This window comes from Bacillus sp. GW821-FHT01G09, from assembly GCF_059422205.1.
Map to the genome: position 1 here is coordinate 303,626 of NZ_JBWKWL010000005.1, position 24,507 is coordinate 328,132.

The window sequence follows — 24,507 nt, forward strand, 5'->3', positions numbered from 1 at the left end:
TTAGATGTCGACTCATAGGATCATAGATGTATTGTAAGAAAGTGTTTACATATAAAAAAATGATATGTTATTATGTCCTTGTATTTCCAATTTTTTAAAAAGGAGGAACTATAAGGCTAAGTGTTTCGGTCGATAAAAATAAGTATAAGGGGAATTAGATTATGAAAAAAAAGTTATTTAGTACAATTTCAATAGGGGTATTAGGAGTAACATTTTTTGCGAATTCTTATACAACGCAAGCTGCACCAGAGCATATTAAACAGGTAAAACATATTGAATTAAATACTGGTGAAGATGAATACACAACAAAAAATGCATTTGCTGCTGGAGTTGCTGCCGGTATTGTTAGTGCAGCAGTTTATGATGGCATTAAAGCCGCTGGAAATTGGTTGGGAAAACAAGCAAACAAAGCTAATGCACAATCTATATATAGTGCAGCTCCTGCTAGAAAATATGCATGTTATATAGTGAATCCTCAAGATCACAAGGATATTGATATTTCAGAAGTTGCGGAATTTGGTAGGTAAAAAGGAAGGGGCCTCCCTTCCTTTTCAAATGGAGGTTGTATAATTTGAAGACAAAGAGGAAATATAATTTACTTGTTTTGTTCCTTTCTTTATTAGTAGTATTCCATACAATAATAATGATAATGTATAACTTGCCGTTAAATCCTGTTAACTTTAAGCATGAGAAATTAATTTCAACGTATATGAATCCATTATTTACTCAAAACTGGCAATTATTTGCCCCAGATCCGGTAAGCACAAATAACAATATTATCTGCAGGGGGGTCTTTACAAATAATAAAGGACAAAAAGAATATACTGAGTGGATAGATATTACAGAAAGTTATAATGCAGATATTAAAAACAATTTATTTTCACCAAACAGATTAATGAAAACTGCGCTTTCTGGTGCTGTCTTTGAGGTTCAACCGTATCTAAAGCTGAATGATAAAAAGAAGAATAAACAATTAATTGAGAACGAGTACATCCAAATTATATCTAGTATAGCTGTGAAAAAAATAGAGAGAAGTAAGAAAGTAAAATTAGAATCATTAGATGTTAAGTTGTCTATAGAATCGTTTCCTGAGTATGGAAAGAAGGGGAAGTCAAAATTTAATGTACAGCAGTTCCCCCATATCAATTTACTAACAAAGGAATGAGATTTAATTTGAAAATTATTTTAAGTAAGTTCAGAAATTTTAATCATTTAATGTCAAATAAAATGCATTATTTAATAGGTTCAAGCATCTTAAGGATATTTATTGGATTACATATTATGTTTACTTATTTAATTCACTTTGCTCAAAGGAATGAAATATGGGGACCTAATGCTTTTTATTCATTTGAAAAATGCTTTGAAGCTTATGGTTTTACTTCTCTATATCTTTTTAGTGACTCACAGTTATATTTTGAGTTTATTTTTATAAGTGGAATAGTCATTAATACTCTGTATATATTAGGGTATAAAATGAGAATAGTCAGCATCATAAATTTTATTTGGGTTTGGTCTTTATATCAAAGGAATCCTTATATACATGACGGTGGTAATAATATTCTTATTCTTATTATGTTGTATCTTATTTTTGCATCCTTAGGTGAGTTTTTTACTATTCATACTGAATCCCGTTCGAAAGAAAAGTCTAAAGTTACTATTATTATTCACAATTTCTCAGTGATGATTTCAATGATTCAAGTGTCTTTACTTTATTTTTTTGCGGGCTTTAACAAAGCGCAAGGAAAAATGTGGACCCATGGGACCGCACTTTACTATATACTACAGGTTGATGAATATAGTATAAACAAAGGGTTTACAAATCTCGTTATTGATAACCCTTATCTTCTAGTATTAGGAACATACTCAGCATTGTTTCTCCAGCTAATGTTTCCAATATTAGTTTGGAATAGGTATTTTAAAATTCCCCTGCTTATAGGTTCAATTCTTTTTCATTTATCTATAATTATATTTATGGGTCTTCTTCAATTTGGTGTTATAATGATAGCCCTTGATTTATTGTTTATAACGGATACGGAGTATAGGAAATTGTACAAGTTTTTATCACGAATTTATGATAAGTTTAAACTGAAGTTTAGGAATATTTTCAACCAAAAGTTAAGAAATCCCACCATTTAAAATATCGTTTAAATGTTAATGTCAGACTGTTATAATTATTATGTCTTTTCAATCCAATTTAGGGGGAAGGGGTTTTATGTTTGATTACATTAAGATTATTATTTATTTAATCGGATCAATTGGAATGATCTACGCTTGTTATCACGATTATAACTATGCAAAAAAAGGACAAAATGACAAGTGCATATTTTTCAAAAATAAACGATTAAGTGGAGTAGTGCTATTTTGTTATTTGTTTTTATTTTTAGCTAATCTTAAGGACTTCTTGTTTTTGTTAATTAACACGAAATAAATACAATTGTATAGTTAAAAGACTGTCGATGTGAGTCGGCAGTCTTAATTTTACCTAGTCAATTATTTTCGTCCTTGTATGTTTATTCTTATCAAATCTTACAGACCTCTTCTCATAATAGGGTTATTTTTCTTTTTTCTTCAGCCCGAAGAAGAAAGGAAAAGCAGAACCGACCAAGAAGGTGCCGAATAAAAACATGCCGCCGATAAACACGTGGAAATTTGTGTGTCCGGCCGTAAACGCCGTGATTAGGGAAATAATACTGAGCACGATCATGGCAATGCCGGGCGCGACTCTCATTTTTCCCTTGGATCTATGGGCAGCAACAGAACATAAAATGCCGATAACAATAGGAACAATCCACAAATAAAACAGAATAAATACTGACATCATCAAAACTCCGATTTTTCTTCTATCATAACAAATTTCTGTCAAAAAGGGTATCAATGAGCTTTTGCGAAAAAATAAAAACCGGCTTTAGAAGCCGGTTTTTTTATCGAAACGTATCTACAATTAAAAACACATTCAAAGCAACGATCAATACAGCAATCAGCCAAGACACCACTGTGACCCATTTGGCGTTGATCAGAGATCCCATGATCCGTTTATTGCTTGTAAACATAATAAGCGGAATGAGGGCAAAGGCGATCCCGAAGGACAGCACGACCTGGCTCAGTACGAGAGCGGTCGTCGGATTAACACCTGCCGCGATGATCAAGATCGGCGGAATGATCGTGATAAAACGCCGTACATACAGCGGAATGCGGTAGTTGATAAATCCTTGCATAATCACGTCGCCTGAAAGTGTGCCGACAGACGAACTGGATAGACCGGCAACGAGCAGCCCGATCCCGAACAAAGCCGCAGACATAGGGCTGACAAGATGTCCGAATTGCTGAAATGCGACGTCGAGATCCTCAACAAACAGGCCGTTTTTGAAGAATAATGCGGCAGCCACAATCAGCATACTTGCATTAATAGCCCCTGCAATCAGCATCGCTATTAAAATATCAATAAATTCAAACCTAAAGATTTTTTTCCGTTCTGCATCAGTTTTGCCAACCACCCGCCGCTGTGTAAGGGCAGAGTGTAAATAAATGGCGTGCGGCATAACAGTTGCGCCAAGAATACCCGCTGCAAGAAGCACACTGTCGGTGCCATGAAACGCCGGGACAAAAAGGCCCTTCATCACTGACACGGCATCAGGTTTTGCGAAAAAGGTCTGCAGCGCAAAGGCGATCACGACCACAAACAGCATACCGGCAATACCGGCTTCAAGTGAGCGATAACCGCGGCGCTGAAGCTCCAATATCGCGAAAGAACCGATCGCCGCTATAATAGACGCTTCAAGCATCGGAATGCCGAACAGCAAATACAGTCCCAGAGCAGCTCCGATAAATTCCGCCAGATCAGTTGCGATAATGACAAGCTCGCCCTGAATCCATAATCCGATCGAGACAGGCTTCGGGAATTCTTCACGGGCAACCTCAGGCAGATTTTTGCCTGTCGCAATACCGAGTTTGGCGGATAGGGATTGAATCAAAAGCGCCATGATATTAGAAAATAAGATCACCCATAAGAGCATATATCCGTATTTAGAACCCGCCGAAATATTCGTTGCGAAGTTGCCGGGATCAATATAGGCAATGGCTGCTATAAATGCAGGGCCGAGAAAAGGGAGCAGCCCTCTGAATCCTCTGATTTTCCCGTCAAGCGCATCTTGGACGGCTTTGGAACGGGGAGATTGTGCTGTGATGTCCTTGTTCATCATGTCTCACCTGAATTCTGTTTGTTTTTGCCGTACAACAAAGAGTTTCCTTAAGGCAAATTATTTTATCTACATCATATGACCATCCCGGTTTCTTGTCAACCGAAAATGTTCAAAATACACTTCTGAATTTTTCCCTGTTATGTAACATGATATGTAGGGATTCGGGATAAGGTCCCATATAAAAAGACATCGTTTCAGTTCGAAACGATGCCTCCTGTATCTAATGAGTCGAGTCTAGGCTTCCTTCCGCAGCCCGCGGAATATAAGGCCCAGCAAGAACACGAAGATGGCTGCCCCGATGATGGCCGGGAAAATAGCAAAGCCGGCGAGGCTCGGTCCCCATGTGCCAAGAAGTCCGTGCCCAATCCAAGCGCCGATCAGCCCGGCAATCATAGAGCCGAAAATTCCTCCCGGCAGCCGGTTTCCTACAATGGCGCTCCCAATTAATCCGATAACAATTGCAACAACTAATGAAACCAAAAAGCTAAGCATCATGATCACCTCTCATAAATGATTTACCAATCAATAACCGCTCCTGATCATTTCGAAACACCTAAAAGCATATTTCCTTTATGATCCTGTTTTAATCTTTCTCTGCACACTGCCGTCAGCTAAATGAACAATGACCTCAGTGCCTTTATGCGCCGCGATTTCCTTTGCCCGTTCAATCGCTTCTTTCTTTGTATCCTTGATTTCAGACACACGTTTGGCGCCCTCGGCTTTGACTGCCCAGCCTTTTTTATGCTTAATAACATGCTCTGCTTTATTCATGAGCTCGGGGCCGCTGCCGCTGCTTGGATCAGCATCGCGTTCTGTCTCATCATCATGCGTCAGGAAATCATCAATTTCATCTGTAGAGGCGTTTTCCGCCCATTCCTTCGCTTTGCTTGTCGCAATTGGAATCGCGCGCCCTTCCTCATAGCCTTCATCAATCATCGCATTCGCAATGTCTATCGCCTTTTTTCTCACCGGCTTCTCAAGATTTTTTAATGAAGCAGGATAATCCTTCATCGACCAAGGCATGTCCATCACTCCTTTTCCTTTTATAAAAATGGTACCCGCAGGTGAAAAATAAAAACGCATCCGAAAAAATGAAGGTATACTATATAGTAGAAAAAACGGAAGGGAAGTGCGGTTTGGGTGACAACGGAACGAAAAGAAGACTTACATCAGCAATTAAAAGAGATAGAGAAATGGGAAAAAGATCAGCAAAAAGTCTGGTTTTGGGAAAAGCTCAGCCGTCTCCCGTTTCAGCTGCTGGACAAGCTGACACCGGAATTCATCCAGAAAAAGATCGGCAAGCTCTTGGATGAGGTCGGCAGCTTTGTTCAAACAGGCGGACAGTACCTGACATCTGAAAAACAGATTATCAGGATATTTCAAAAGAAACTGCCGGAGGAGATCTTTGAATCGCTGGAGGACGTCCGGAAAGCGCCTCTTTCTGTCATGGATGAAATTGCAGAAGGAATGGGCAAAAACAGAACCAACGCAGCAACCGTTCAAGGCGCGACAACCGGTGTGGGTGGCGTGTTTACGCTGGCGGCAGACATTCCGGCAGTGCTTGGCTTATCACTAAAAACATTACAGGATATCGCAGTCGCATACGGCTATGACCCAAAGGAGAAAAAAGAACGCGTCTTCATTGTGAAATGCCTGCAGCTGACGTCGGCTGATGTTGTCGGCAAAAGATCGATTTTGCAGGAATTAAAACACTACGATCAAGACCGTACATATAAGAATGTCGCTTCTCAAATCCAAGGCTGGCGAGAAGTCGTTTTGGGCTATCGAGACACGTTTGGCTGGAAAAAACTTTTCCAGATGGTGCCGGTTGCCGGAATGGTTTTTGGCGCCGCTGCCAATCGCTCAACATTAAACGACATTACCGAGACAGGCATGATGCTGTACAAAAAGAGGCGCATTCTTGAACGACTGAAAGAAACAGAACGAGAGATAGAATAGCAGAAAGCAGACGGACACCGCGATCCGCCTGCTTTTTTTAGTGGAAACATACCCAATGTGTTTTGTTTGTTTAAAAGAATTGTGAGCGGGAATACAACAACCAACACCAATTAAAGGAGGAATTCAAAATGGCAGACAATAACAAAATGAGCAGAGAAGAAGCAGGTAGAAAAGGCGGAGAAACAACAAGCAAGAACCATGACAAAGAATTCTATCAAGAGATTGGTCAAAAAGGCGGAGAAGCCACCAGCAAAAACCATGACAAAGAATTCTATCAGGAAATCGGCGAAAAAGGCGGAGAAGCCACTAGCAAGAACCATGACAAAGAATTCTATCAGGAAATCGGCGAAAAAGGCGGAGAAGCCACTAGCGAAAATCATGATAAAGAATTCTATCAAGAAATCGGCCGAAAAGGCGGAGAGGCAACAAGTAAAAATCATGATAAAGAATTCTACCAAGAAATTGGCTCAAAAGGCGGAAACGCCCGCAACAACGACTAATCAAAAGCATAAAGGCAGACAACCTGTAAATAAAAAAGCGATCCGGCACATCAGCTGGATCGCTTTTTTTGGGAATCTTCTCAATTTATGCCACTATTGCGATACAATAAGTGAAAAAGGGGTTTTCGCTAATGTCCAAGATGCAAAACTTGCTCGCCATCGCAAATGAAGTCAAAGAAAAGCACGCCAATTTTTCAATCTCAGAGGTCAACGACCACTGCGTGCGCCTTGCGGTGTTTACGGGAGAATATGACTGGCACCATCACCCTGACTCAGACGAATTGTTTATTGTTCTTGAAGGGGAGCTGCTGATCGATTTTAAGGACAAAGAAACCGCGGTGCTCAAAGCAAATGACAGCCTGCTGATCCCGAAAGGCACGGTTCACCGCACACGCTCTTACGTCAGAACGGTAAATCTCTGTGTGGAGCATAAACAAGCCGAAACCGTCATCATAGAGGAGCAGCCATGCTAATCAAAAAGATGATATGTGAAGTAGACGCTGCAAACGCTGAAGCATTTGCAAAAGCGCAGTCACAGTGGGAAGCATTATCGCATATAAGCGGCTTTATCAAACAGGCCGGCGGCTGGCGAAAAACGATAGACGAGCCGCTCACCGCAGAAATCATCAGTGTATGGGAAAACAGAGAAGCCTATGATCATTTTATGGAGAACGAACATGACAGCATATACGAGGAAAACGATCAGAAGGCTGTAATTCTTTCGATAGAGGTGACGGTGTACGAAGAGGATAAACCGTTCGTTCACGATCTGTTACATAACCCCGATATCCGGTACGAACCAAACTGGACGGTTCTGAAGGCATAATCAAAGCCCAAAACATCATGTTTTGGGCTTGTCTCTTTACTCGCGTCCCGGAAGTGTATTATGAACATAAGGCGGTGCTGGTTTTAACTCCGGTTTTTCTCCAAACGTTTTTGCCTCTTTCACATATTCAAAGGCTTCTCCGTCCGGCGCTTTTTCATTCAGCCAGTTTTGCTTGGCGCTTTCTTCGCCTTCAGAGAAATTGATAAGCTGATGTGAAAACTCTTGTTTTTCGAGCGCTTTCGGGAAGGTACCCGGCACAACCGGACCTTCCTGTGCTTCTAATTCTTTAATGGCGGCAAGCCATTGGTTCTGGTGCATTGTGTCACGCGCCAGCAGGAAGCTGAGCATATCTTTGACGCCTTTGTCATCCGTCATTTCAAACAGGCGTGCGACCTGCAGACGGCCCTGTGATTCTGCATTCAGGTTGGCGCGGAAGTCTGCCAGCAGGTTTCCGCTTGCTACGATATAACCGCCGCTCCAAGGTACGCCTGTACTGCTTTCCGGCATGGCGCCAAGTCCTGATACAATCGCATGGTGAGGGTTCATGCCGCCTAGGATGGAGCCGATGACCGGATCTTCAGCAGCTTTTTCCTGCTGATCAAGAGGGGCATCCTCAAGAAGTCTGGCAATCATCGTTGCGATCATTTCAACATGCCCGAGCTCCTCAGTTGCCGTATCCATCAGCAAGTCCTTGTATTTTTCATTTCCTCTTGTGTTCCAGCCTTGAAATAAGTACTGCATGGCAACTGAAATTTCTCCGAATTGCCCGCCTAAAATTTCTTGCATTTTTTTAGCGAATAATGGATCTGGACGATCTGGTTTAGCAGGATGCTGCAGCATTTTTGTGTGCTTAAACATGTACCCATCTCCTTTTCGTTTATCTCTTTTTATATTTCCGATCGATAGAAAGATAAACGAAAAACAGCGTATCGAGATAGGAACTATGAATCTATTCGCAGCTCCAACAGTTCCCGGATCAGCTCCCGGCCAAAGATTGGCTCATACTGCCGGTAAACAGGGTCAAGACGCTTCATCCATTCTTTTTTCTCTTTATCTGACAGCTCATAAATATGTATAGCAGAATTCTTTTTGATTTCTTCCAGCTGCTCCTTGTTCATTTGTTCGGCATACGTTTCATTCCACTCGGTCGTCTCCTTCATCGCTTCAGTCAAAATGCGTCTTGTTTCTGGTGTTTGCGCCTTCCAGAAGTGTTCATCAGTCATGACAGCGTAGCCGAGGTAACCGTGGCTGCTTATTGTCAAATAGTCCTGAACATTATAAAATTTTTTAGAATAGATGTTTGAAATTGTATTTTCTTCGCCATCGACTACATTGTTTTCTAACAGCTGAAAGGTAGAATTGAAGGATTCCTGATGAGGTGTTGCGCCAAGCAGCTTGAACTGATCCTCAATCACATCGCTTTGCATAATGCGCAGATCCTGCCCTTTTAAATCATCCGGTGTTTTGACCGGCCCTTGATTTGTTGTGATTTGCTTAAAGCCGTTCGTCCAATAGGCCAGTCCTCTTAATTGGTTTTTCTTTAGAGAATCAAACAGCTGTGTGCCGATGCTTCCGTTCAACCCTTTTTTGACGGCGTTGTAATCTGTAAAGGCATACGGCAGATCCAGCACTCCCCATTCAGGCGAGAGCATGCCGAGCTTCGATGTGGAGGGGGCGATAAATTGAACATCGCCGTTTTGCAATGCTTCAATTTCTTCAATGTCCGAGTACAGGCTTCCATTCGGAAATACTTCTATTTTTATTTTCCCGCCTGATTTTTCGTTCACCAGATCAGCGAATTTATTGGCGGCCAGCCCTTTTGGCGTATTTTCAGCAACCACGTGGCTGAATTTAAATACGATTTGATCCTGCAGGCCTTCTTGGTCGTCATCATAAACAGCCTTTTTATTGCCTGTATGATCATGGAATCCGATAAATAAAGCGGTTGCAATTCCAGCGATCATCAGTGCGAGACATGCAAGCAAACTCTTCATGAAAAGCCCTCCCCTATGTTAAGGATAATGGGGGCAATGACATTCGTAAAGACCTGAAAGGAGAAGCTGATGAACAAAAAGAAGCTCTCAATCCGTTGGAAAATCACGATCTTATCCTATATACTCGTCATTTTCTCCTTTTTGATCGGCGGCATTGTGCTCATCGGCAACATTCAGCATACAGAGGAGCGGGAGCTGAAAAAGCGGCTGATGAATACGGCCCGGACGGTGTCAGAGATGACAGAAGTGAAAGAAGCCTTGGCGCGAAAAAAACAAACAGAAGCTGTTCGCCATGCGGTTGAAGAAATCAGGATGATTAATGAAGCAGACTATATTGTCGTCATGGATATGAATCACATCCGATATACGCATCCTGTCAGCACAAGCATCGGCAAGAAATCAGAAGGTGCAGACGAGGAGGCAGCGTTTGCGGAGCACATTTATTTCTCTGAAGCAAAGGGCGAGATCGGCACGGCGGTTCGCGCTTTTTATCCGGTTAAGGATCAAGACCTGAACCAAATAGGCGTGGTGCTTGTCGGAAAAACGCTGCCGGGGATCGCTGACATCCTGCTTCATTTAAAGCGTGATATCGCCTTCATCGTTGTGCTGACACTCGGCTTCGGCCTTGCTGGTTCCTTTTTGCTGGCCCGCCATATCAAAAAACAAATGTTTCAGCTTGAACCCCATGAGATTGTCCGAATGTATGAAGAACGGACAGCGACGTTTCACTCGATGAATGAAGGGGTGATCGCCATTGACAATCGGCTCGTCATTACGATTTTCAATGAAAAAGCGAAACAGATCTTTGAAGTGCATGGGGATCTGATCGGCAAGGTGATTTGGGAGGTTCTCAAGGATTCGCGCCTGCCCGAAATCGTGGAGCGGAACAAAGCGGTTTATAATGAAGAAATTCGTGTCAGCGGAAAAGTCATCATGAGCAGCAGAATTCCGATCGTCATGAAGAAAAAAGTGATCGGCGCCGTTGCGATTTTTCAGGACAGAACGGAAGCGGCCAAGATGGCAGAGGAATTGACTGGTGTCAGAAACTTTGTGGAGGCGCTCCGTGTCCAAAACCATGAGCATATGAATAAGCTGCACACGATCGCCGGTCTCATCCAGCTGGGGAAATCTGAAAAAGCCTTGCAGCTTGCATTCCAGGCATCAACTGAGCAGGAAAATGTGACTGAATTTCTGCACCGCTCGATTCAAAATGACGCTGCGGCAGGCCTTCTTTTAAGTAAAATCAGAAGGGGAAGAGAGCTCGGCATTGCTGTTCATATAGATGAAAACAGCAGTCTTCAGCAATTTCCCGAGCATGTTGATCAGCATGATATTGTGGTGCTTTTGGGGAATCTGATTGAAAATGCCTTCGGCTCATTTGAAACCGTTCAATCTGAAGACAAACGAATTGACATTAGTATCGAACAAACAGATGATATCCTCGCTATTTTAATAGAAGATAACGGCTGCGGAATTGATCCGGCACATATGCCTCGCCTTTACGACAAAGGTTTTACGGTCAATAAAACTGGCGGCACAGGCTATGGCCTGTATCTAGTGAAACAAATCATAGACAAAGGATCGGGCACGATAGAAGTTGATTCACATGCGGGGCAGGGGACATCTTTTTCTATCGTTTTTCCAATGAAGGGGGAGGAAGCACAGCATGGCTCGTAAAGAATGGAAGGTTCTGCTCATTGAAGACGATCCGATGGTTCAAGAGGTCAATAAGGATTTCATTACAACTGTTAAAGGCGTTACTGTCTGTGCAACGGCAGGAAACGGAGAGGAAGGCATGAAGCTGATTAAAGAAGAACAGCCGGATCTCGTCATTCTCGATGTGTACATGCCGAAAAAAGACGGCATCAAGACCTTGCAGGAGATCAGAAAGCAAAAGCTTGAAGTGGATGTCATTGTCGTCTCCGCTGCAAAAGACAAGGAAACGATCTCACTCATGCTGCAAAACGGGGCGGTTGACTATATCTTAAAGCCGTTTAAGCTTGAGCGAATGAGACAGGCACTCGAAAAGTACAAGCAATATAAACAAAAAATCGAAGCGAATGATACGCTGTCCCAGGAACAGCTCGATGCGATCCTGAATATTCCGCAGCAGGCCGTACAGGATCTGCCGAAAGGGTTGAATCATTTCACGATGAATGAAGTCACTGCTTTTTTGAAACAGCAAACCGCATCCCTTTCTGCTGAAGAGGTCGCCAAGGCGCTCGGCATCGCCAGAGTGACAGCCAGACGATATCTTGATTACTTAGAAAAAACCGGGATCATCAAATTGGACGTTCAATACGGCGGAGTCGGCCGGCCGGTCAACCGCTACGTGTTAAAAGGATAAACCTGAGACCAAAAAGACCAAAATGTCCGTTATGATCATAAACTTCCCCAGACGTTATGAAAACGCTATCATTCTAGTAAGAAAGACACAAAAGGCGAATAGGACAGGGGGATGAAGGATATGAAACTGTTTAAAAATTTAACAGTTCAGGTCATAACCGCGGTCATCATCGGGGTCATTGTCGGGCTGGTCTGGCCGAATGTCGGCAAAGAAATGAAACCGCTTGGCGATACATTTATCAACGCTGTTAAAATGGTGATCGCACCAATTATTTTCTTCACAATCGTTCTCGGGATTGCAAAAATGGGCGATATGAAGAAGGTTGGAAAAGTAGGGGGAAAAGCGTTTATCTATTTCGAGGTTGTCACCACCCTCGCACTCATTATCGGTTTATTTGTCGTCAATATTATGAAGCCGGGTGCGGGTCTTGATTACAGCAAGCTTGAAAAGGGAGATGTATCACAATACACGCAAAATGGCGGTCAGGGAATCGACTGGATTGAATTTGTTACACACATTGTTCCATCCAACATGGTTGATGCCTTCGCAAAAGGGGACATTTTGCAGGTCTTATTCTTTTCTATTCTTTTCGGAGTGGGTCTTGCGGCATTAGGCGAAAAAGGAAAAAGCGTCATTGATTTCTTCGACAAGGTTTCTCACGTTTTTTTCAAAATTATCGGCTATATTATGCGTGCCGCGCCAATCGGGGCATTCGGGGCGATGGCGTATACAATCGGACACTTCGGGCTCGATTCCATCAAACCGCTGGCAAGCTTAATGATGTCTGTTTATATTACGATGTTCCTGTTCGTATTTGTTGCTTTAAATATCATCTGCAAGCTTTACGGATTCAGCCTGTGGAATTACCTTCGCTTCATTAAGGATGAGCTTTTGATCGTGCTTGGCACAAGCTCTTCCGAATCGGTGCTTCCGCGTATGATGGATAAAATGGAGCGCTACGGCTGTTCCAAATCCGTTGTCGGGCTTGTTATTCCGACGGGCTATTCGTTTAACCTCGACGGCACATCCATTTATTTATCAATGGCGACTGTCTTTCTGGCACAGGTGTTTGGAGTAGACCTCAGCATCGGCCAGCAAATTACGATTATCCTCGTTCTGATGCTGACATCGAAGGGAGCGGCAGGTGTGACGGGAAGCGGATTTATCGTCCTTGCCTCAACGCTGTCAGCGCTGCAGGTCATTCCGCTGGAGGGGCTTGCACTCCTGCTCGGGGTCGACCGTTTCATGAGTGAAGGAAGAGCCATTGTGAACCTGATCGGAAACGGAATCGCCACGATCATTGTTGCCAAAAGCGAAAATGAATTTGATGAAGCAAAAAGCGTAGAGGCTGTGGAAGGCATGAAAAAAATGAAAACAGCAGTCTGAAAAAAGAACGGCCCATCCATGGGGCCGTTTTTTTAATTGTTTAAGAATTATTAAGGTAAGGACAGAGACCTCAGCATTTTTTTGTTATATAATTTACAAATGGATACTATATTGAATGAAGGACGTTTGTCCTAACAGGAGTGTATAAATGGCCGCTTTAGTTAAATTTTTTCAGCACCCGGGAGTAAGGCGTTTCTCCATCTTTGTCGTGTTAACTGGTGTGTTATATCTATTTAAGAGCATGATCAACTTAATATTGCTTACCTTCATTTTCACATTTCTAATGGATCGTTTGGAGCTTGTCGTGCGGCAGTTTGTAAGCCAGTTCTTCCGCGTGAGCCAGCGGGTTGTCATTACGTTTCTTTACATGTTGCTGGCTGTGCTGCTTACAGTCGGGGGCTTTGTGTTTTATCCGGTCGTCGCGGCGCAGATCCAGCAGCTGGTAAAGCAGATTAAACATATTGCGTATCACCCTGACAGCATCCCTTTCTTTGATGAGATCACCAGTGTTTTCGGAGATATTAACATCAGTTCATATGTCAAAGAGGGCTTCAATGTAGTGTATACGTATCTGGCCGATATCAGCACATTCGGCTTGCAGGTCGTGATGGCGCTCATTCTCAGCATGTTTTTCTTATTTGAGAAAAAACGGCTTTCTGAATTCATGGCGAAATTTAAAACGAGCAAACTGAGGGTCTTTTATGAGGAAATTGCTTTTTTCGGAAGCAAATTTGCAAGAACGTTCGGCAAGGTGCTCGAGGCTCAATTTATCATTGCACTCGTCAACTGTATTCTGACGTTTATCGCGCTTTGGATTATGCATTTTCCGCAGCTGTTTGGGCTTTCGATTATGGTGTTCTTCCTTGGATTGATCCCTGTAGCAGGCGTCGTCATTTCCCTGATTCCGCTCAGCATTATCGCCTACAGCACTGGCGGCGGAATGTATGTGCTCTACATTGTTCTTGTCATATTCGCCATTCATGCGATCGAAACATATTTCTTAAACCCGAAGCTGATGTCGGCGAAAACAGAGCTGCCAATCTTTTTTACCTTCACAGTACTCATTTTCTCTGAACACTTCTTCGGCATTTGGGGTTTAATTATCGGGATTCCGATCTTTGTGTTTCTCCTTGATATTCTGGATGTCACCAACAAGGAAGATAGGTCTAAAGGACCCCGAGAGAATAGCGATAAAAAGTAGTTTAAAATCGAATAATGAGTGTGCCTCAATCTGCCGGCCTGCCTGTTCGGTGCATGGAATTAAGACTCGGAATCGGAGCTTGGCATTGCTTCGCACAGTGGTGAACACAACAGGTGACAATGCCTGTCATCATTACAGAAACTGAAAAGAACAAACAGTCGGAGCAAACGCTCATCATCGGTTTAACCAAACATTTGGAAGCAACAAATGCTATAATACAAACAGTGCCTAATGTTAGGCACTGTTTATTTTTTGTCGAAAAAGGAGGAAGGCTTTATGGCTGAGCCGATTTTACATATTGAAGGCCTCGATAAAAAGATTGGGTCTAAACAGATTTTAAAACAGATCAGCATGGACGTCATGGAGGGTGAAATCATCGGCCTTCTCGGTCCGAATGGTTCCGGAAAAACAACACTCATCCGTATCATCGTCGGGCTGCTGAAACAAAACAGCGGAAGCGTGACAATCAGCGGATTCCAGCATGATACAGAGTTTGAAAAAGCGATGGAAGCGGTTGGAGCGATCGTTGAGAACCCTGAGTTCTATCCGTACCTGACAGGCTGGGAAAACCTCAAGCACTTTGCGAATATGTACAAAAAAATAGCGGATGAACGGCTTGATGAAGTGGTGGAGCGTGTCGGGCTGACGTCAGCGATTCATGATAAGGTGAAAACCTATTCCCTTGGGATGCGCCAGCGTCTGGGAATCGCCCAGGCAATTCTTCACCGGCCGAAGCTTCTTATTCTAGATGAACCGACAAACGGCCTCGATCCTGCGGGGATGAAGGATTTTCGCGATCATATTAAGGAACTCGCAGAAATGGAAGGAACAGCTGTCCTGTTCGCCACTCATTTATTGCGGGAGGTTGAAGACTTGTGCGACCGTGTCATCATCATTCAAAAAGGTGAGATCAAAGCGGAAGTCAGCTTACAAGGAACTGATCAAACCACAGAAAAAGCGATTATAGAAGTGCAGCCGCAAGAAAAAGCGCTCAATTGGCTGACAGGCAATCAATATCAAGCTGAGAGCCAAGACGGGACGATTGTAGTTGAGGTGGCAAAAGAAAACATACCGGAGCTGAACCGATCACTTGTCGGACAAGATCTGAATGTATTTTCCATTACGCCTTACACGCAGTCACTGGAAGACGAATTTATAAAAGCGACAACAGCTCATCAAGAGGAGGGAGAAGAGCTTGTCTAAATTAATTTGGAATGAACATATGAAACTTTTTAATCGGAAGGTCACTTTGGTTTCTCTTATCCTGATGGCTGTCTTTCAATTCTTCATGGCATTGATCATTAAACGGATTGTCATCAGTGCCGGAACAGATGAAAACTTCATCGGCTATTTATCGTATACACCGAGCCTGAACATTTTGCTGCAGGCTTTAACGATCGTAATTGCAGCAACAATTGTTTCGATGGAATTTGATAAAAAGACGATCAAATTTTTGCTCATTCGTCCGGTTAAACGCCAAAAGGTCTTTTGGTCAAAATTAATCACAGTCGTGATGGTCAGCTTCTATTTGTATTTGGCATACTACATTCTGGCATTATTATTCGGTCTCGTGTTTTTTGGCACATCGGTGACTGCGGAATCAAAGACATTGCTGGTCAACACCTTGGCGCTGATCGGGTCAAACTGGCTTGAAGCTGTAATGATGGGATTATTTGGGCTGCTTTGTTCTTCGCTGTTCCGCAACAGCGCGGTAGCAGTTGTTGTTTCTTTTGTCGTTTTATACGGAGCGAGTACACTTGTTCAGCTCATGAAGTTGTTTGAAAACAAGTGGGGCAGCTTTTTGCTTTTTGCGAACACTGACTTTACGCAATACAGAAGCGGAGAGACAGCGTTGTTTTCAGGCATGACGCCATTGTTTTCAATTGGAATTCTCATCATACATGCCATATTCTTCATCGCCGTTGGCTGGTGGTGCTTCTGTAAACGGGATGTTCGGGTCTAAAGGCAAGGAATGACATTTTTGTGAAAAAGCTCACGTAAATCAATATCAAGTGATGTTTTGGTTTATACTAAAGGTACTGACGGAGGTGTCTCGATTGAGGAACTTTATTACCGCTTTACCGATTGTATTGCTGCTTGGATTCTCATTTGTGTCATTCATGTTTCAGTTTGAACATCTTGTTTATTTCAGGCTCGCGCTTGGGTTGTTTTCTCTCGTGGGACTGTACATGATATATAAAATGAAGACGGGCATCCGCTATTTTATCATCTATCTGTATGCCAGCTGGATTGTGTTGGCCGCAGTGACCGCTTTTGAAGAGCCGATTTTCTCAAGCTTTTTCTTTGGCGGCCTGGTGATGACGATGGGTTACCTGACATATATGCTGATTTATCTCGGCATGAAACAAGACCGGGATGCAAATCCTGTGTAATCGCGCTGTTCCCTTGGGGAACGGCGTGTTTTTCTATACTGGACAAAAAGATTAACAGTTGCGGAAAAAGGGCAGGAAATCTATAATACATATTAAATTTATCGGAATTAAAACTTGGGGGGCTGCCGGATGTCATTATTTATACAAAACGATCAACAGCGGCAATGGATGGAGAAAATCGGACGGATTGCGGATGAATTTCAGCAAACAGCTGCTGAAGATGACGAACAGGGACGTTTTCCTGCAGAGAAAATACAAAAACTGCGTGATGCTGGGTATACAGCATTAACATTGCCGGCATCTCATGGCGGAGGGGGCATTTCTGTTTACGATATGCTCCTGTTTCAAGAACGGCTTGCACGGGGAGATGCTCCGACGGCTCTTAGTATCGGCTGGCATTTGAGCGTGATCGGGGAGCTTGGAGAAGGCAACAGCTGGGATGAAGACGTATTTGCATTTGTTGCCAAGGAAGTCCAGAACGGAGCTGTCATTAACAGGGCGGCGACTGAAGCGAAAACCGGAAGCCCGACAAGAGGAGGGCGTCCCGGTACACACGCCGTCAAAAAGGATGGCAAATGGGCTGTGAACGGGAGAAAAACCTTTACGACGATGTCTCAAGCACTGGATTATTTTTTAGTAACCGCATGGATTGAAGACAAACAAACAACAGGCGTGTTTCTCATTCATAAAGATGATCCCGGCTTGTCGATTGCAGAAACGTGGGATATGATGGCGATGCGGGCGACTGGGAGCCATGACCTTGTACTGAACGAAGTCATGGTTGATGAGAATAAGCTGGTGGAACTGCTTCAAGGGCCTCGCGGAGCTAAGCCGAATGGCTGGCTGCTTCACATTCCAGCGATCTATCTTGGTGTTGCTCAAGCTGCTCGTGACTATGCAGTGCAATTTGCATCTGAGTATTCTCCAAATAGCTTGAATGGACCGATCAAGAATGTCCCGGCCGTACAGCAAAGAACAGGCGAGATGGAGCTTGAACTGCTCAATGCCAGACACTTTCTTTTCCATATCGCTCAATTGTATGACGATCCGGAGCGGCGTCCACACTTGACAAGCGAGCTCGGTGCGGCTAAGCATATCGTCACAAACGCTGCGCTGTCTGTTGTTGATAAAGCGATGAGAATTGTCGGGGCCAAAAGCCTGGAACGAACCAACCCGCTTCAGCGCTATTACCGTGATGTGCGCGCTGGTCTTCACAACCCGCCGATGGATGACGCCGTGATACACAAGCTGGCGGCTGAAGCGTTTAAGTCATAAAAAAAAGAGCCTTACCGGCTCTTTTTATGTATTGTTTTGCTCTTGCAGATTTTTTTGATGCTTGCGGTCGATCCTGTCATAAATAACGTTCATCAGCTTTGGATTGCCCATAATCGCCTCTTTGTTTTCCTGGATCAGCTGTTGGTAAGTTTTCACTTTACGCTTCGGCATGCTCCGGTGCCCTCCTGACATGGTTGTATTCACTTTCTAACTCCGTCAGCGACAATTCATACAGATGACGCTTTGACTTTTTGTATATACCATTCTGTATTAACAGATGAATGAGCTGTTTTTTTCTGATTTCTGCAGACTGAGGTGTCATTGAGTCACCAACCTCCAATCAAACGATATTGATAATCATTATCAATTAACTTCAGTATACAATGTCCGCGATAGCCTGTAAAGGTGAAAACAGTCCTATTCTTTCGCCAATTTACAAACATTCAACTAATCGACAAAAAGTTTCCCGGGCAATAATTTGCTGTCGAAATATTCCGCTTCATTGAACGCGTCCTGCTATTTTTCATGTTTTGAACCATACTATGTAATAGAATGGAGGCTGGTATTCAATGGAGCGGACAGAAAATCTGAAAAAGGGAGAAAAAGGGGCGCTCCTCAATATTTTTGCATATGTCATCCTTGCTGTTGTAAAGCTAGTCATCGGGATTCTATATCATTCTGAAGCGCTGAGAGCAGACGGGTTAAATAATGGAACAGATATTGTTGCGTCAGTAGCAGTGCTGATAGGATTGCGGATTTCTCAAAGACCGGCTGACAGCGATCATCCATACGGCCATTATCGGGCTGAAACAATTTCGTCTCTTGTTGCGTCTTTTATTATGATGGCAGTCGGCATTGAAGTGTTAATCGGCGGAGGAAAAGCGATTGCGGGCGGCACAACGGAAACGCCAAATCTTATCGCGGCATGGACGGCGTTAGGCAGTGCTGTGTTTATGTATGGCATCTATTTATATAACAAAAGGCTGGCAGCGTCCATTAAAAGCTCTGCCCTGATGGCAGCGGCAAAGGACAGCAGGTCAGACGCTTTTGTAAGCGCCGGCGCGTTTATCGGTGTTTTTTCGTCCCAGCTGAAGCTGCCGTGGATTGATCCGGTAACGGCTTTTATCATCGGCATCATCATTTGCAAAACTGCGTGGGATATCTTTAAAGACGCTTCACATTCCTTAACAGACGGCTTCCATTTAAAAGATCTTGAGCCTTACAAACAGACCGTCGGCAGGATCGAAAATGTGCATCGCCTAAAGGATGTGAAAGCGAGGTATTTAGGCAGTACAGTTCATATCGAGATGGTGATTACGGTTGATCCGAAGCTTACAGTAGAAGAAGGCCATGGAGTGGCGGATGAAGTAGAAGACAAAATAAAACATGAACACGATGTCACTCATGTTCATGTTCATGTAGAGCCTGACGACATAAAATAAGGCTGTTTAACGAATTAGCTTATATGTTCAGATAAAAATTCAGTCACTTCTTCAGGTGTTTTGGCATTGGCGCTGTGAAGGTGAGCTGTTTTTTCACCATTTTTGAAAATAAGCAGGCTGGGAATGCCCATTACTTGGTATTTTTCAGCCAGGTCAGGAAGCTCGTCCTTATTCAGCTCATACCAATCGTTTTGGTTGTACTCTTCCAAAATATCGCCGATGAACATATTCATGCGTGTGCAGTCTGGGCACCAATCAGCATAAAACTTTACAATGATTTCTTTATCAGATTGAATCAGTTCATTAAATTGTTCGTTTGTCGTGATTTTTTTCATATGTCACATCTCCTTTTCAATGCCATTTTAATATAAAATAAAAAGGAATTACATACAAATGCATTCAACATCAGCATGCCCAAAAATAATTAGATCATTTTCCGGTGAAAATGATAAGATAGTAAAGATGAATTGTAGTGGGGGGAGTATCCATTGAAAACAAGTCTAGGATTAGTGTACGGAGGAAAGTCGGCAGAACATAATGTTTCCCTGCAGACGGCTCTGGCTGTAATCAAAGCGCTAAATACTGAGAAGTTTGATATACATCCGATTTATATAACAGAAAAAGGCGAATGGGTAAGAGGCGCCCGTTTAACTGAGCCTGTTTCAAATGTGAAAATGCTTCAATTTGAGCAAGGAGGCAGTGCTTTTTCTCCAGCTGCCTTGAACCAGGAGATGTTTCCGCAGGAAGCGTCACAGCAAAATGAAGCCATCGACGTCGTATTCCCGCTCCTCCACGGACCGAACGGAGAAGACGGTACGATCCAGGGAATGCTCGAGCTGTTGAACATTCCTTATGTCGGCAACGGAGTGCTTGCTTCCTCAGCTGGCATGGATAAAGTTGTCATGAAACATTTATTTGCGCAGGCTGGCCTTGCTCAGGCTAAATACGCAGCTTTCCTTAAGAAAGACTGGACTCGTTCTCCGAAAGAAAGCTGTGAGCAGGTTGAACAGGAATTAGGCTACCCTTGCTTCGTAAAACCGGCGAACCTCGGCTCAAGTGTCGGAATCAGCAAATGCCGAAACCGTGAAGAACTGCAAAAAGCGTTTGAGCTTGCTTTCCAATATGACCGCAAAGTCGTCGTTGAAGAAGGAATTAACGGCCGCGAGATCGAAATCGGCGTTCTTGGAAATGACGATCCTAAATGCTCTGTTGTGGGAGAAATCGCACCGAAGACAGATTTCTACGATTACAAAGCGAAATATGAGGATGGAGATACTGATCTGATGATTCCGGCGATTGTGACTGATGAGGAATACGCAACAATCAGTGATATGGCGATCAAAGCGTTTAAAGCGATCGATGGTTCAGGACTCGTCAGAGCGGACTTTTTCCTGACAGCCGACGGCGAAGTTCTGATCAATGAAGTCAACACAATGCCTGGCTTTACACCTTTCAGCATGTTCCCGCTGCTCTGGAAAGAAGCCGGAGTGGAATATGCTGACCTGATTGAACAGCTTGTGGAGCTTGCAAAAGAACGCCACGCTGAAAAACAATTGATTAAGCATACATTCTAATGAAGAAGGACACTGCCGGTAAAAGGGCAGTGTTTTTTCCCGTATATACAAAAGAAAGAGAGGGACCTTACTTGATTAAGCGAACAGTAAAAAACATTGCCGAAATGGTTAAAGGCACACTAACAAATCCGCAATATGAACAAACAGTCATTCATGGAGTGGCGACCGATACAAGAAAACTGGAACAACATCAGCTCTTCATTCCGCTGAAAGGGGAACGTTTTGACGGCCACACTTTTGTGGAGCAGGCTTTTGAAGCTGGTGTAGCGGCTGTTCTTTGGGATCGGTCAGAACCAAATCCGCCCGAGAATCACGCCGTCATTTTAGTGGACGATACCCTTACCGCACTTCAGCAGCTTGCAAAAGCCTATTTGCAGGAGCTTGGCACACGTGTCATCGGAGTAACCGGAAGCAATGGCAAAACGACAACAAAAGATATGATTCACGCCGTACTGGGGACCAAGTACCGTGTCCACAAAACAGGAGGAAACTTCAATAATCATATCGGTTTGCCGCTGACGGTTTTAGCGATGCCTGAAAATACGGAGATCGCCGTATTGGAGATGGGAATGAGCGCCAAAGGAGAAATTGACCTCTTGAGCCGACTGGCAAACCCGGATGCGGCAGTGATTACGAATATCGGCGAATCGCATATGCAAGACCTTGGCTCTAGAGAGGGCATCGCGGAGGCGAAGCTTGAAATCATTAACGGGCTTAAAGAAGACGGAGTGCTGATTTATATCGGGGACGAACCGCTTCTTCAAAATGCATACAGCTGCCAGACGAAAACGTACGGTACGGGAGCGCATAATGATTATCAGCTTCAGGATGTCAGCCAGAGTGAGGAAGGAACCCATTTTACAATCAAAGGGATAGAAAACACGTTTTTTATTCCGATACTCGGCAAGCACAATGTGATGAACGCCATGGCTGCAATTGCTGCAGGAGCTTATTTTGGCATCGCGCCTGAGGATGCGGCAAAAGGACTGAGCGGCCTAAAGGTAACCGGGATGAGACTTGAACTCATCAAAACAGACAGCGGCCTTTCGATAATCAATGACGCTTATAATGCGAGCCCGACTTCCATGAAAGCTGCAATTCAATTGACAGAAAGCCTCGAAGGTTACGGCAAAAAAATGCTCGTGCTCGGTGATATGCTTGAGCTCGGCGATCTTGAAGAAACGTTCCATAAAGAGTGCGGCGCTGTGATCAGCCCTGAGAAAATTGACCGCGTCTTTACGTACGGAAAACTGGGAGCTTTTATCGCGGAAGGCGCCCTGAAACACTTTGAGAAAGACCGCGTCAGCCATTACACTGAGAAAAAAGATCTCCTCCAAGCTGTGAAGGAAAACGCATCAAAAGGCGATTTGATTTTATTCAAAGCGTCCAGAGGTATGAAGCTTGAAGAAATCGTTAAAGATTTAATAGAGAGCCCGCTTTCATAAGAAAATATTTTGCGAAAAAACGCATATTGCATCATAAAATAACATGATATGCAAACACTAATGTATGCCGGCCGAAAATTATGTATATCTGGCCGGCTGCGGCTATGATACAATATATATAGGTTATTTCGCGATACGAACATATTCGTCCGGACTTTTCATCGTGACCCGAAGTTCTCCGCTGGATTCTTGGGAGCGGATGGAGCAGCAGCCGGCATATTCGAGATGCCGATCTGCTTCTCATCTTATTGAAAAACAAATAGTGTAATGGTAAGATAAAACTTAAAGTAATTCGGGCTTTGTATACGGATGGATCCTGTCCTTCTTGTCTAAAGGGCAGTTTTATAAGTGGTAAATCACGACATTACTGAAACAGCAATTAGAAGGAGTTTGAATAATTTGACTATAACGTTTCAAGATTTTAATTTAAGTTCTGATCTCATGAAAGCAATTAATCGTATGGGATTTGAAGAAGCAACACCGATTCAGGCACAAACGATACCGCTCGGACTTTCAAATAAAGACGTCATTGGACAAGCGCAAACAGGTACAGGTAAAACAGCTGCGTTTGGTATACCCCTTGTTGAAAAAATTAACCCCGAGTCTCCTAATATTCAAGCAATCGTAATCGCGCCAACCCGTGAATTAGCCATTCAAGTATCTGAAGAATTGTATAAAATCGGACAAGATAAACGTGCGAAGGTTCTTCCTATTTACGGCGGACAGGATATTGGACGGCAAATCCGGGCGTTAAAGAAGAATCCGAATATTATTGTCGGAACACCTGGCCGTCTTCTTGACCACATCAACCGCCGCACAATTCGTTTAAACAACGTAAATACCGTTGTAATGGATGAAGCGGATGAAATGCTGAACATGGGATTCATTGACGATATTGAATCTATCCTTTCAAACGTGCCAAGCGAGCATCAGACACTTCTGTTCTCTGCCACAATGCCTGCGCCGATCAAACGCATTGCAGAGCGCTTCATGACTGAGCCGGAACACGTAAAAGTAAAAGCGAAAGAAATGACGGTTTCTAACATTCAGCAGTTCTATTTGGAAGTGCAAGAACGCAAAAAATTCGATACACTGACTCGTCTTCTTGACATTCAGTCTCCTGAGCTTGCGATCGTATTCGGACGTACAAAACGCCGTGTCGATGAACTGGCTGAAGCCCTGAACCTTCGCGGATATGCAGCTGAAGGTATTCACGGTGACTTAACGCAGGCGAAACGTATGGTTGCGCTTCGTAAATTTAAAGAAGGCGCAATCGAAGTTCTAGTCGCAACTGATGTTGCAGCTCGCGGACTTGATATCTCAGGTGTTACACACGTATACAACTTCGACGTGCCTCAAGATCCTGAAAGCTACGTTCACCGTATCGGAAGAACGGGCCGTGCAGGAAAAACAGGTATGGCGATGACGTTCATTACACCGCGTGAGAAAAGCATGCTTCGCGCAATTGAACAAACAACAAAACGCAAAATGGACCGCATGAAGGAGCCTACACTTGATGAAGCGTTAGAAGGCCAGCAGCAGGTTACTGTTGAACGTCTTCGCACAACAATCAGTGAAAACAACCTGAACTTCTACATGACAGCGGCAGCTGAGCTGCTTGAAGATCATGATGCAGTAACAGTGGTTGCGGCGGCTATCAAAATGGCTACAAAAGAGCCAGACGACACACCGGTTCGCTTAACAGACGAAGCGCCGATGGTCAGCAAACGCTACAAGAACCAGCGCTCTTCTAAACGCAGAGACGGTCAAGGCGGCGGCTACCGCGGCGGAAAAGGGAAAAGCAACAACCGTTCTTCCTACGATAAAAAGCGTTCAAACGATCGCCGTTCTTCAGGTGACAGACGCCAGAAAAAATCTTACTAATTTGATCGATTCAGAGCCCAAAACATGATGTTTTGGGTTTTTTTATGTTCGCGATTTGTTATTCAGCAAACTTTCAGCTGAC

General features: G+C 43.6%; 28 protein-coding genes. 19 read left to right on the top strand and 9 right to left on the bottom strand.

The window, feature by feature from the left end; all coding sequences use genetic code 11:
• Window positions 1-161: 161 nt before the first annotated feature.
• The 3 genes from AC07VD_RS17775 to AC07VD_RS17785 are packed head-to-tail and all read left to right on the top strand — an operon-like array spanning window position 162 to window position 2,136.
• Window positions 162-527, top strand: a complete 366-nt coding sequence (locus tag AC07VD_RS17775) for a hypothetical protein (protein WP_014478873.1) — start codon at window positions 162-164, stop codon at window positions 525-527.
• Between the two features lie 44 nt (window positions 528-571).
• Window positions 572-1,165: a DUF5819 family protein gene (locus tag AC07VD_RS17780; RefSeq protein WP_014478874.1), complete on the top strand. Its 594-nt coding sequence runs from the start codon at window positions 572-574 to the stop codon at window positions 1,163-1,165.
• A gap of 8 nt (window positions 1,166-1,173) precedes the next feature.
• A complete protein-coding gene (locus AC07VD_RS17785; RefSeq protein WP_217018578.1) occupies window positions 1,174-2,136 on the top strand; it encodes an HTTM domain-containing protein in 963 nt (320 codons plus the stop codon).
• Window positions 2,137-2,551: 415 nt separating this feature from the next.
• Here AC07VD_RS17785 and AC07VD_RS17790 read toward each other — a convergent pair whose 3' ends face one another.
• The 4 genes from AC07VD_RS17790 to AC07VD_RS17805 form a co-directional block, all read right to left on the bottom strand.
• Window positions 2,552-2,818, bottom strand: a complete 267-nt coding sequence (locus AC07VD_RS17790; RefSeq protein WP_021481716.1) for a hypothetical protein — start codon at window positions 2,816-2,818, stop codon at window positions 2,552-2,554.
• A gap of 103 nt (window positions 2,819-2,921) precedes the next feature.
• Window positions 2,922-4,199, bottom strand: a complete 1,278-nt coding sequence (locus AC07VD_RS17795) for an Nramp family divalent metal transporter (protein WP_217018577.1) — start codon at window positions 4,197-4,199, stop codon at window positions 2,922-2,924.
• A gap of 234 nt (window positions 4,200-4,433) precedes the next feature.
• The gene (locus tag AC07VD_RS17800; protein ID WP_003246519.1) at window positions 4,434-4,691 is read right to left on the bottom strand and encodes a GlsB/YeaQ/YmgE family stress response membrane protein; all 258 of its coding nucleotides are present in this window, start codon (window positions 4,689-4,691) and stop codon (window positions 4,434-4,436) included.
• Window positions 4,692-4,769: 78 nt separating this feature from the next.
• A complete protein-coding gene (locus AC07VD_RS17805; RefSeq protein WP_003246574.1) occupies window positions 4,770-5,222 on the bottom strand; it encodes a DUF2188 domain-containing protein in 453 nt (150 codons plus the stop codon).
• Between the two features lie 117 nt (window positions 5,223-5,339).
• Here AC07VD_RS17805 and AC07VD_RS17810 point away from each other — a divergent pair, with 117 nt between their 5' ends.
• The 4 genes from AC07VD_RS17810 to AC07VD_RS17825 all read left to right on the top strand — a co-directional run bounded on the left by AC07VD_RS17810 (window position 5,340) and on the right by AC07VD_RS17825 (window position 7,484).
• Complete coding sequence (locus AC07VD_RS17810; RefSeq protein ID WP_494721898.1) at window positions 5,340-6,158, top strand: EcsC family protein; 819 nt, start codon at window positions 5,340-5,342, stop codon at window positions 6,156-6,158.
• Between the two features lie 128 nt (window positions 6,159-6,286).
• Window positions 6,287-6,658, top strand: a complete 372-nt coding sequence (gene gsiB, locus AC07VD_RS17815; protein ID WP_003246542.1) for a glucose starvation-inducible protein GsiB — start codon at window positions 6,287-6,289, stop codon at window positions 6,656-6,658.
• Between the two features lie 131 nt (window positions 6,659-6,789).
• The gene (locus AC07VD_RS17820; protein ID WP_003246564.1) at window positions 6,790-7,131 is read left to right on the top strand and encodes a cupin domain-containing protein; all 342 of its coding nucleotides are present in this window, start codon (window positions 6,790-6,792) and stop codon (window positions 7,129-7,131) included.
• Complete coding sequence (locus AC07VD_RS17825) at window positions 7,125-7,484, top strand: YdbC family protein (protein ID WP_003246730.1); 360 nt, start codon at window positions 7,125-7,127, stop codon at window positions 7,482-7,484. Before AC07VD_RS17820 ends, AC07VD_RS17825 begins: the two co-directional genes overlap by 7 nt.
• A gap of 36 nt (window positions 7,485-7,520) precedes the next feature.
• Here AC07VD_RS17825 and AC07VD_RS17830 read toward each other — a convergent pair whose 3' ends face one another.
• Both AC07VD_RS17830 and dctB read right to left on the bottom strand, forming a co-directional pair.
• Entirely contained in the window at window positions 7,521-8,342 is an 822-nt protein-coding gene (locus AC07VD_RS17830) for a manganese catalase (RefSeq protein WP_024572055.1), read from the bottom strand.
• Window positions 8,343-8,425: 83 nt separating this feature from the next.
• Complete coding sequence (gene dctB, locus AC07VD_RS17835; protein ID WP_217018574.1) at window positions 8,426-9,478, bottom strand: C4-dicarboxylate TRAP transporter substrate-binding protein DctB; 1,053 nt, start codon at window positions 9,476-9,478, stop codon at window positions 8,426-8,428.
• 69 nt (window positions 9,479-9,547) lie between these two features.
• On the opposite strand from dctB, the gene dctS reads away from it, so the two are divergent.
• The 8 genes from dctS to AC07VD_RS17875 all read left to right on the top strand — a co-directional run bounded on the left by dctS (window position 9,548) and on the right by AC07VD_RS17875 (window position 18,080).
• Window positions 9,548-11,155 (top strand): two-component system sensor histidine kinase DctS, encoded by a 1,608-nt coding sequence (gene dctS / locus AC07VD_RS17840; RefSeq protein ID WP_116316429.1) that lies wholly within the window; start codon window positions 9,548-9,550, stop codon window positions 11,153-11,155.
• Window positions 11,145-11,825, top strand: a complete 681-nt coding sequence (dctR, locus tag AC07VD_RS17845) for a two-component system response regulator DctR (RefSeq protein ID WP_003234347.1) — start codon at window positions 11,145-11,147, stop codon at window positions 11,823-11,825. Before dctS ends, dctR begins: the two co-directional genes overlap by 11 nt.
• A gap of 120 nt (window positions 11,826-11,945) precedes the next feature.
• Window positions 11,946-13,211 carry a C4-dicarboxylate transporter DctP gene (gene dctP, locus AC07VD_RS17850; protein WP_080478161.1) on the top strand — a complete coding sequence of 422 codons (1,266 nt, stop codon included), beginning with the start codon at window positions 11,946-11,948 and terminating at the stop codon, window positions 13,209-13,211.
• A gap of 148 nt (window positions 13,212-13,359) precedes the next feature.
• A complete protein-coding gene (locus AC07VD_RS17855) occupies window positions 13,360-14,412 on the top strand; it encodes an AI-2E family transporter (protein WP_003246523.1) in 1,053 nt (350 codons plus the stop codon).
• 276 nt (window positions 14,413-14,688) lie between these two features.
• The gene (locus tag AC07VD_RS17860) at window positions 14,689-15,615 is read left to right on the top strand and encodes an ABC transporter ATP-binding protein (RefSeq protein WP_217018571.1); all 927 of its coding nucleotides are present in this window, start codon (window positions 14,689-14,691) and stop codon (window positions 15,613-15,615) included.
• Entirely contained in the window at window positions 15,608-16,375 is a 768-nt protein-coding gene (locus AC07VD_RS17865; RefSeq protein WP_217018569.1) for a DUF2705 family protein, read from the top strand. Before AC07VD_RS17860 ends, AC07VD_RS17865 begins: the two co-directional genes overlap by 8 nt.
• Before the next feature lie 94 nt (window positions 16,376-16,469).
• Window positions 16,470-16,805, top strand: a complete 336-nt coding sequence (locus tag AC07VD_RS17870; protein ID WP_003225151.1) for a hypothetical protein — start codon at window positions 16,470-16,472, stop codon at window positions 16,803-16,805.
• A gap of 129 nt (window positions 16,806-16,934) precedes the next feature.
• Window positions 16,935-18,080 carry an acyl-CoA dehydrogenase family protein gene (locus AC07VD_RS17875; protein WP_217018567.1) on the top strand — a complete coding sequence of 382 codons (1,146 nt, stop codon included), beginning with the start codon at window positions 16,935-16,937 and terminating at the stop codon, window positions 18,078-18,080.
• A gap of 24 nt (window positions 18,081-18,104) precedes the next feature.
• Here AC07VD_RS17875 and fbpB read toward each other — a convergent pair whose 3' ends face one another.
• Both fbpB and AC07VD_RS17885 read right to left on the bottom strand, forming a co-directional pair.
• Window positions 18,105-18,284, bottom strand: coding sequence for a Fur-regulated basic protein FbpB (gene fbpB / locus AC07VD_RS17880; RefSeq protein WP_080262603.1), 180 nt, complete (start codon window positions 18,282-18,284; stop codon window positions 18,105-18,107).
• Complete coding sequence (locus AC07VD_RS17885) at window positions 18,238-18,402, bottom strand: Fur-regulated basic protein FbpA (protein WP_014478893.1); 165 nt, start codon at window positions 18,400-18,402, stop codon at window positions 18,238-18,240. Before AC07VD_RS17885 ends, fbpB begins: the two co-directional genes overlap by 47 nt.
• Before the next feature lie 247 nt (window positions 18,403-18,649).
• Here AC07VD_RS17885 and AC07VD_RS17890 point away from each other — a divergent pair, with 247 nt between their 5' ends.
• Window positions 18,650-19,522, top strand: coding sequence for a cation diffusion facilitator family transporter (locus AC07VD_RS17890; protein ID WP_014475869.1), 873 nt, complete (start codon window positions 18,650-18,652; stop codon window positions 19,520-19,522).
• A gap of 14 nt (window positions 19,523-19,536) precedes the next feature.
• Here AC07VD_RS17890 and AC07VD_RS17895 read toward each other — a convergent pair whose 3' ends face one another.
• Window positions 19,537-19,857 carry a thioredoxin family protein gene (locus AC07VD_RS17895; RefSeq protein WP_003234326.1) on the bottom strand — a complete coding sequence of 107 codons (321 nt, stop codon included), beginning with the start codon at window positions 19,855-19,857 and terminating at the stop codon, window positions 19,537-19,539.
• 153 nt (window positions 19,858-20,010) lie between these two features.
• On the opposite strand from AC07VD_RS17895, the gene AC07VD_RS17900 reads away from it, so the two are divergent.
• From AC07VD_RS17900 to cshA, 3 genes are all read left to right on the top strand, one after another.
• Window positions 20,011-21,096 (top strand): D-alanine--D-alanine ligase, encoded by a 1,086-nt coding sequence (locus tag AC07VD_RS17900; protein ID WP_014475870.1) that lies wholly within the window; start codon window positions 20,011-20,013, stop codon window positions 21,094-21,096.
• Between the two features lie 71 nt (window positions 21,097-21,167).
• Window positions 21,168-22,541 carry a UDP-N-acetylmuramoyl-tripeptide--D-alanyl-D-alanine ligase gene (locus tag AC07VD_RS17905; RefSeq protein ID WP_494721899.1) on the top strand — a complete coding sequence of 458 codons (1,374 nt, stop codon included), beginning with the start codon at window positions 21,168-21,170 and terminating at the stop codon, window positions 22,539-22,541.
• A 399-nt stretch (window positions 22,542-22,940) separates the two neighbouring features.
• A complete protein-coding gene (gene cshA, locus AC07VD_RS17910) occupies window positions 22,941-24,425 on the top strand; it encodes a degradosome RNA helicase CshA (protein ID WP_003246685.1) in 1,485 nt (494 codons plus the stop codon).
• The last annotated feature ends 82 nt before the right edge of the window (window positions 24,426-24,507 follow it).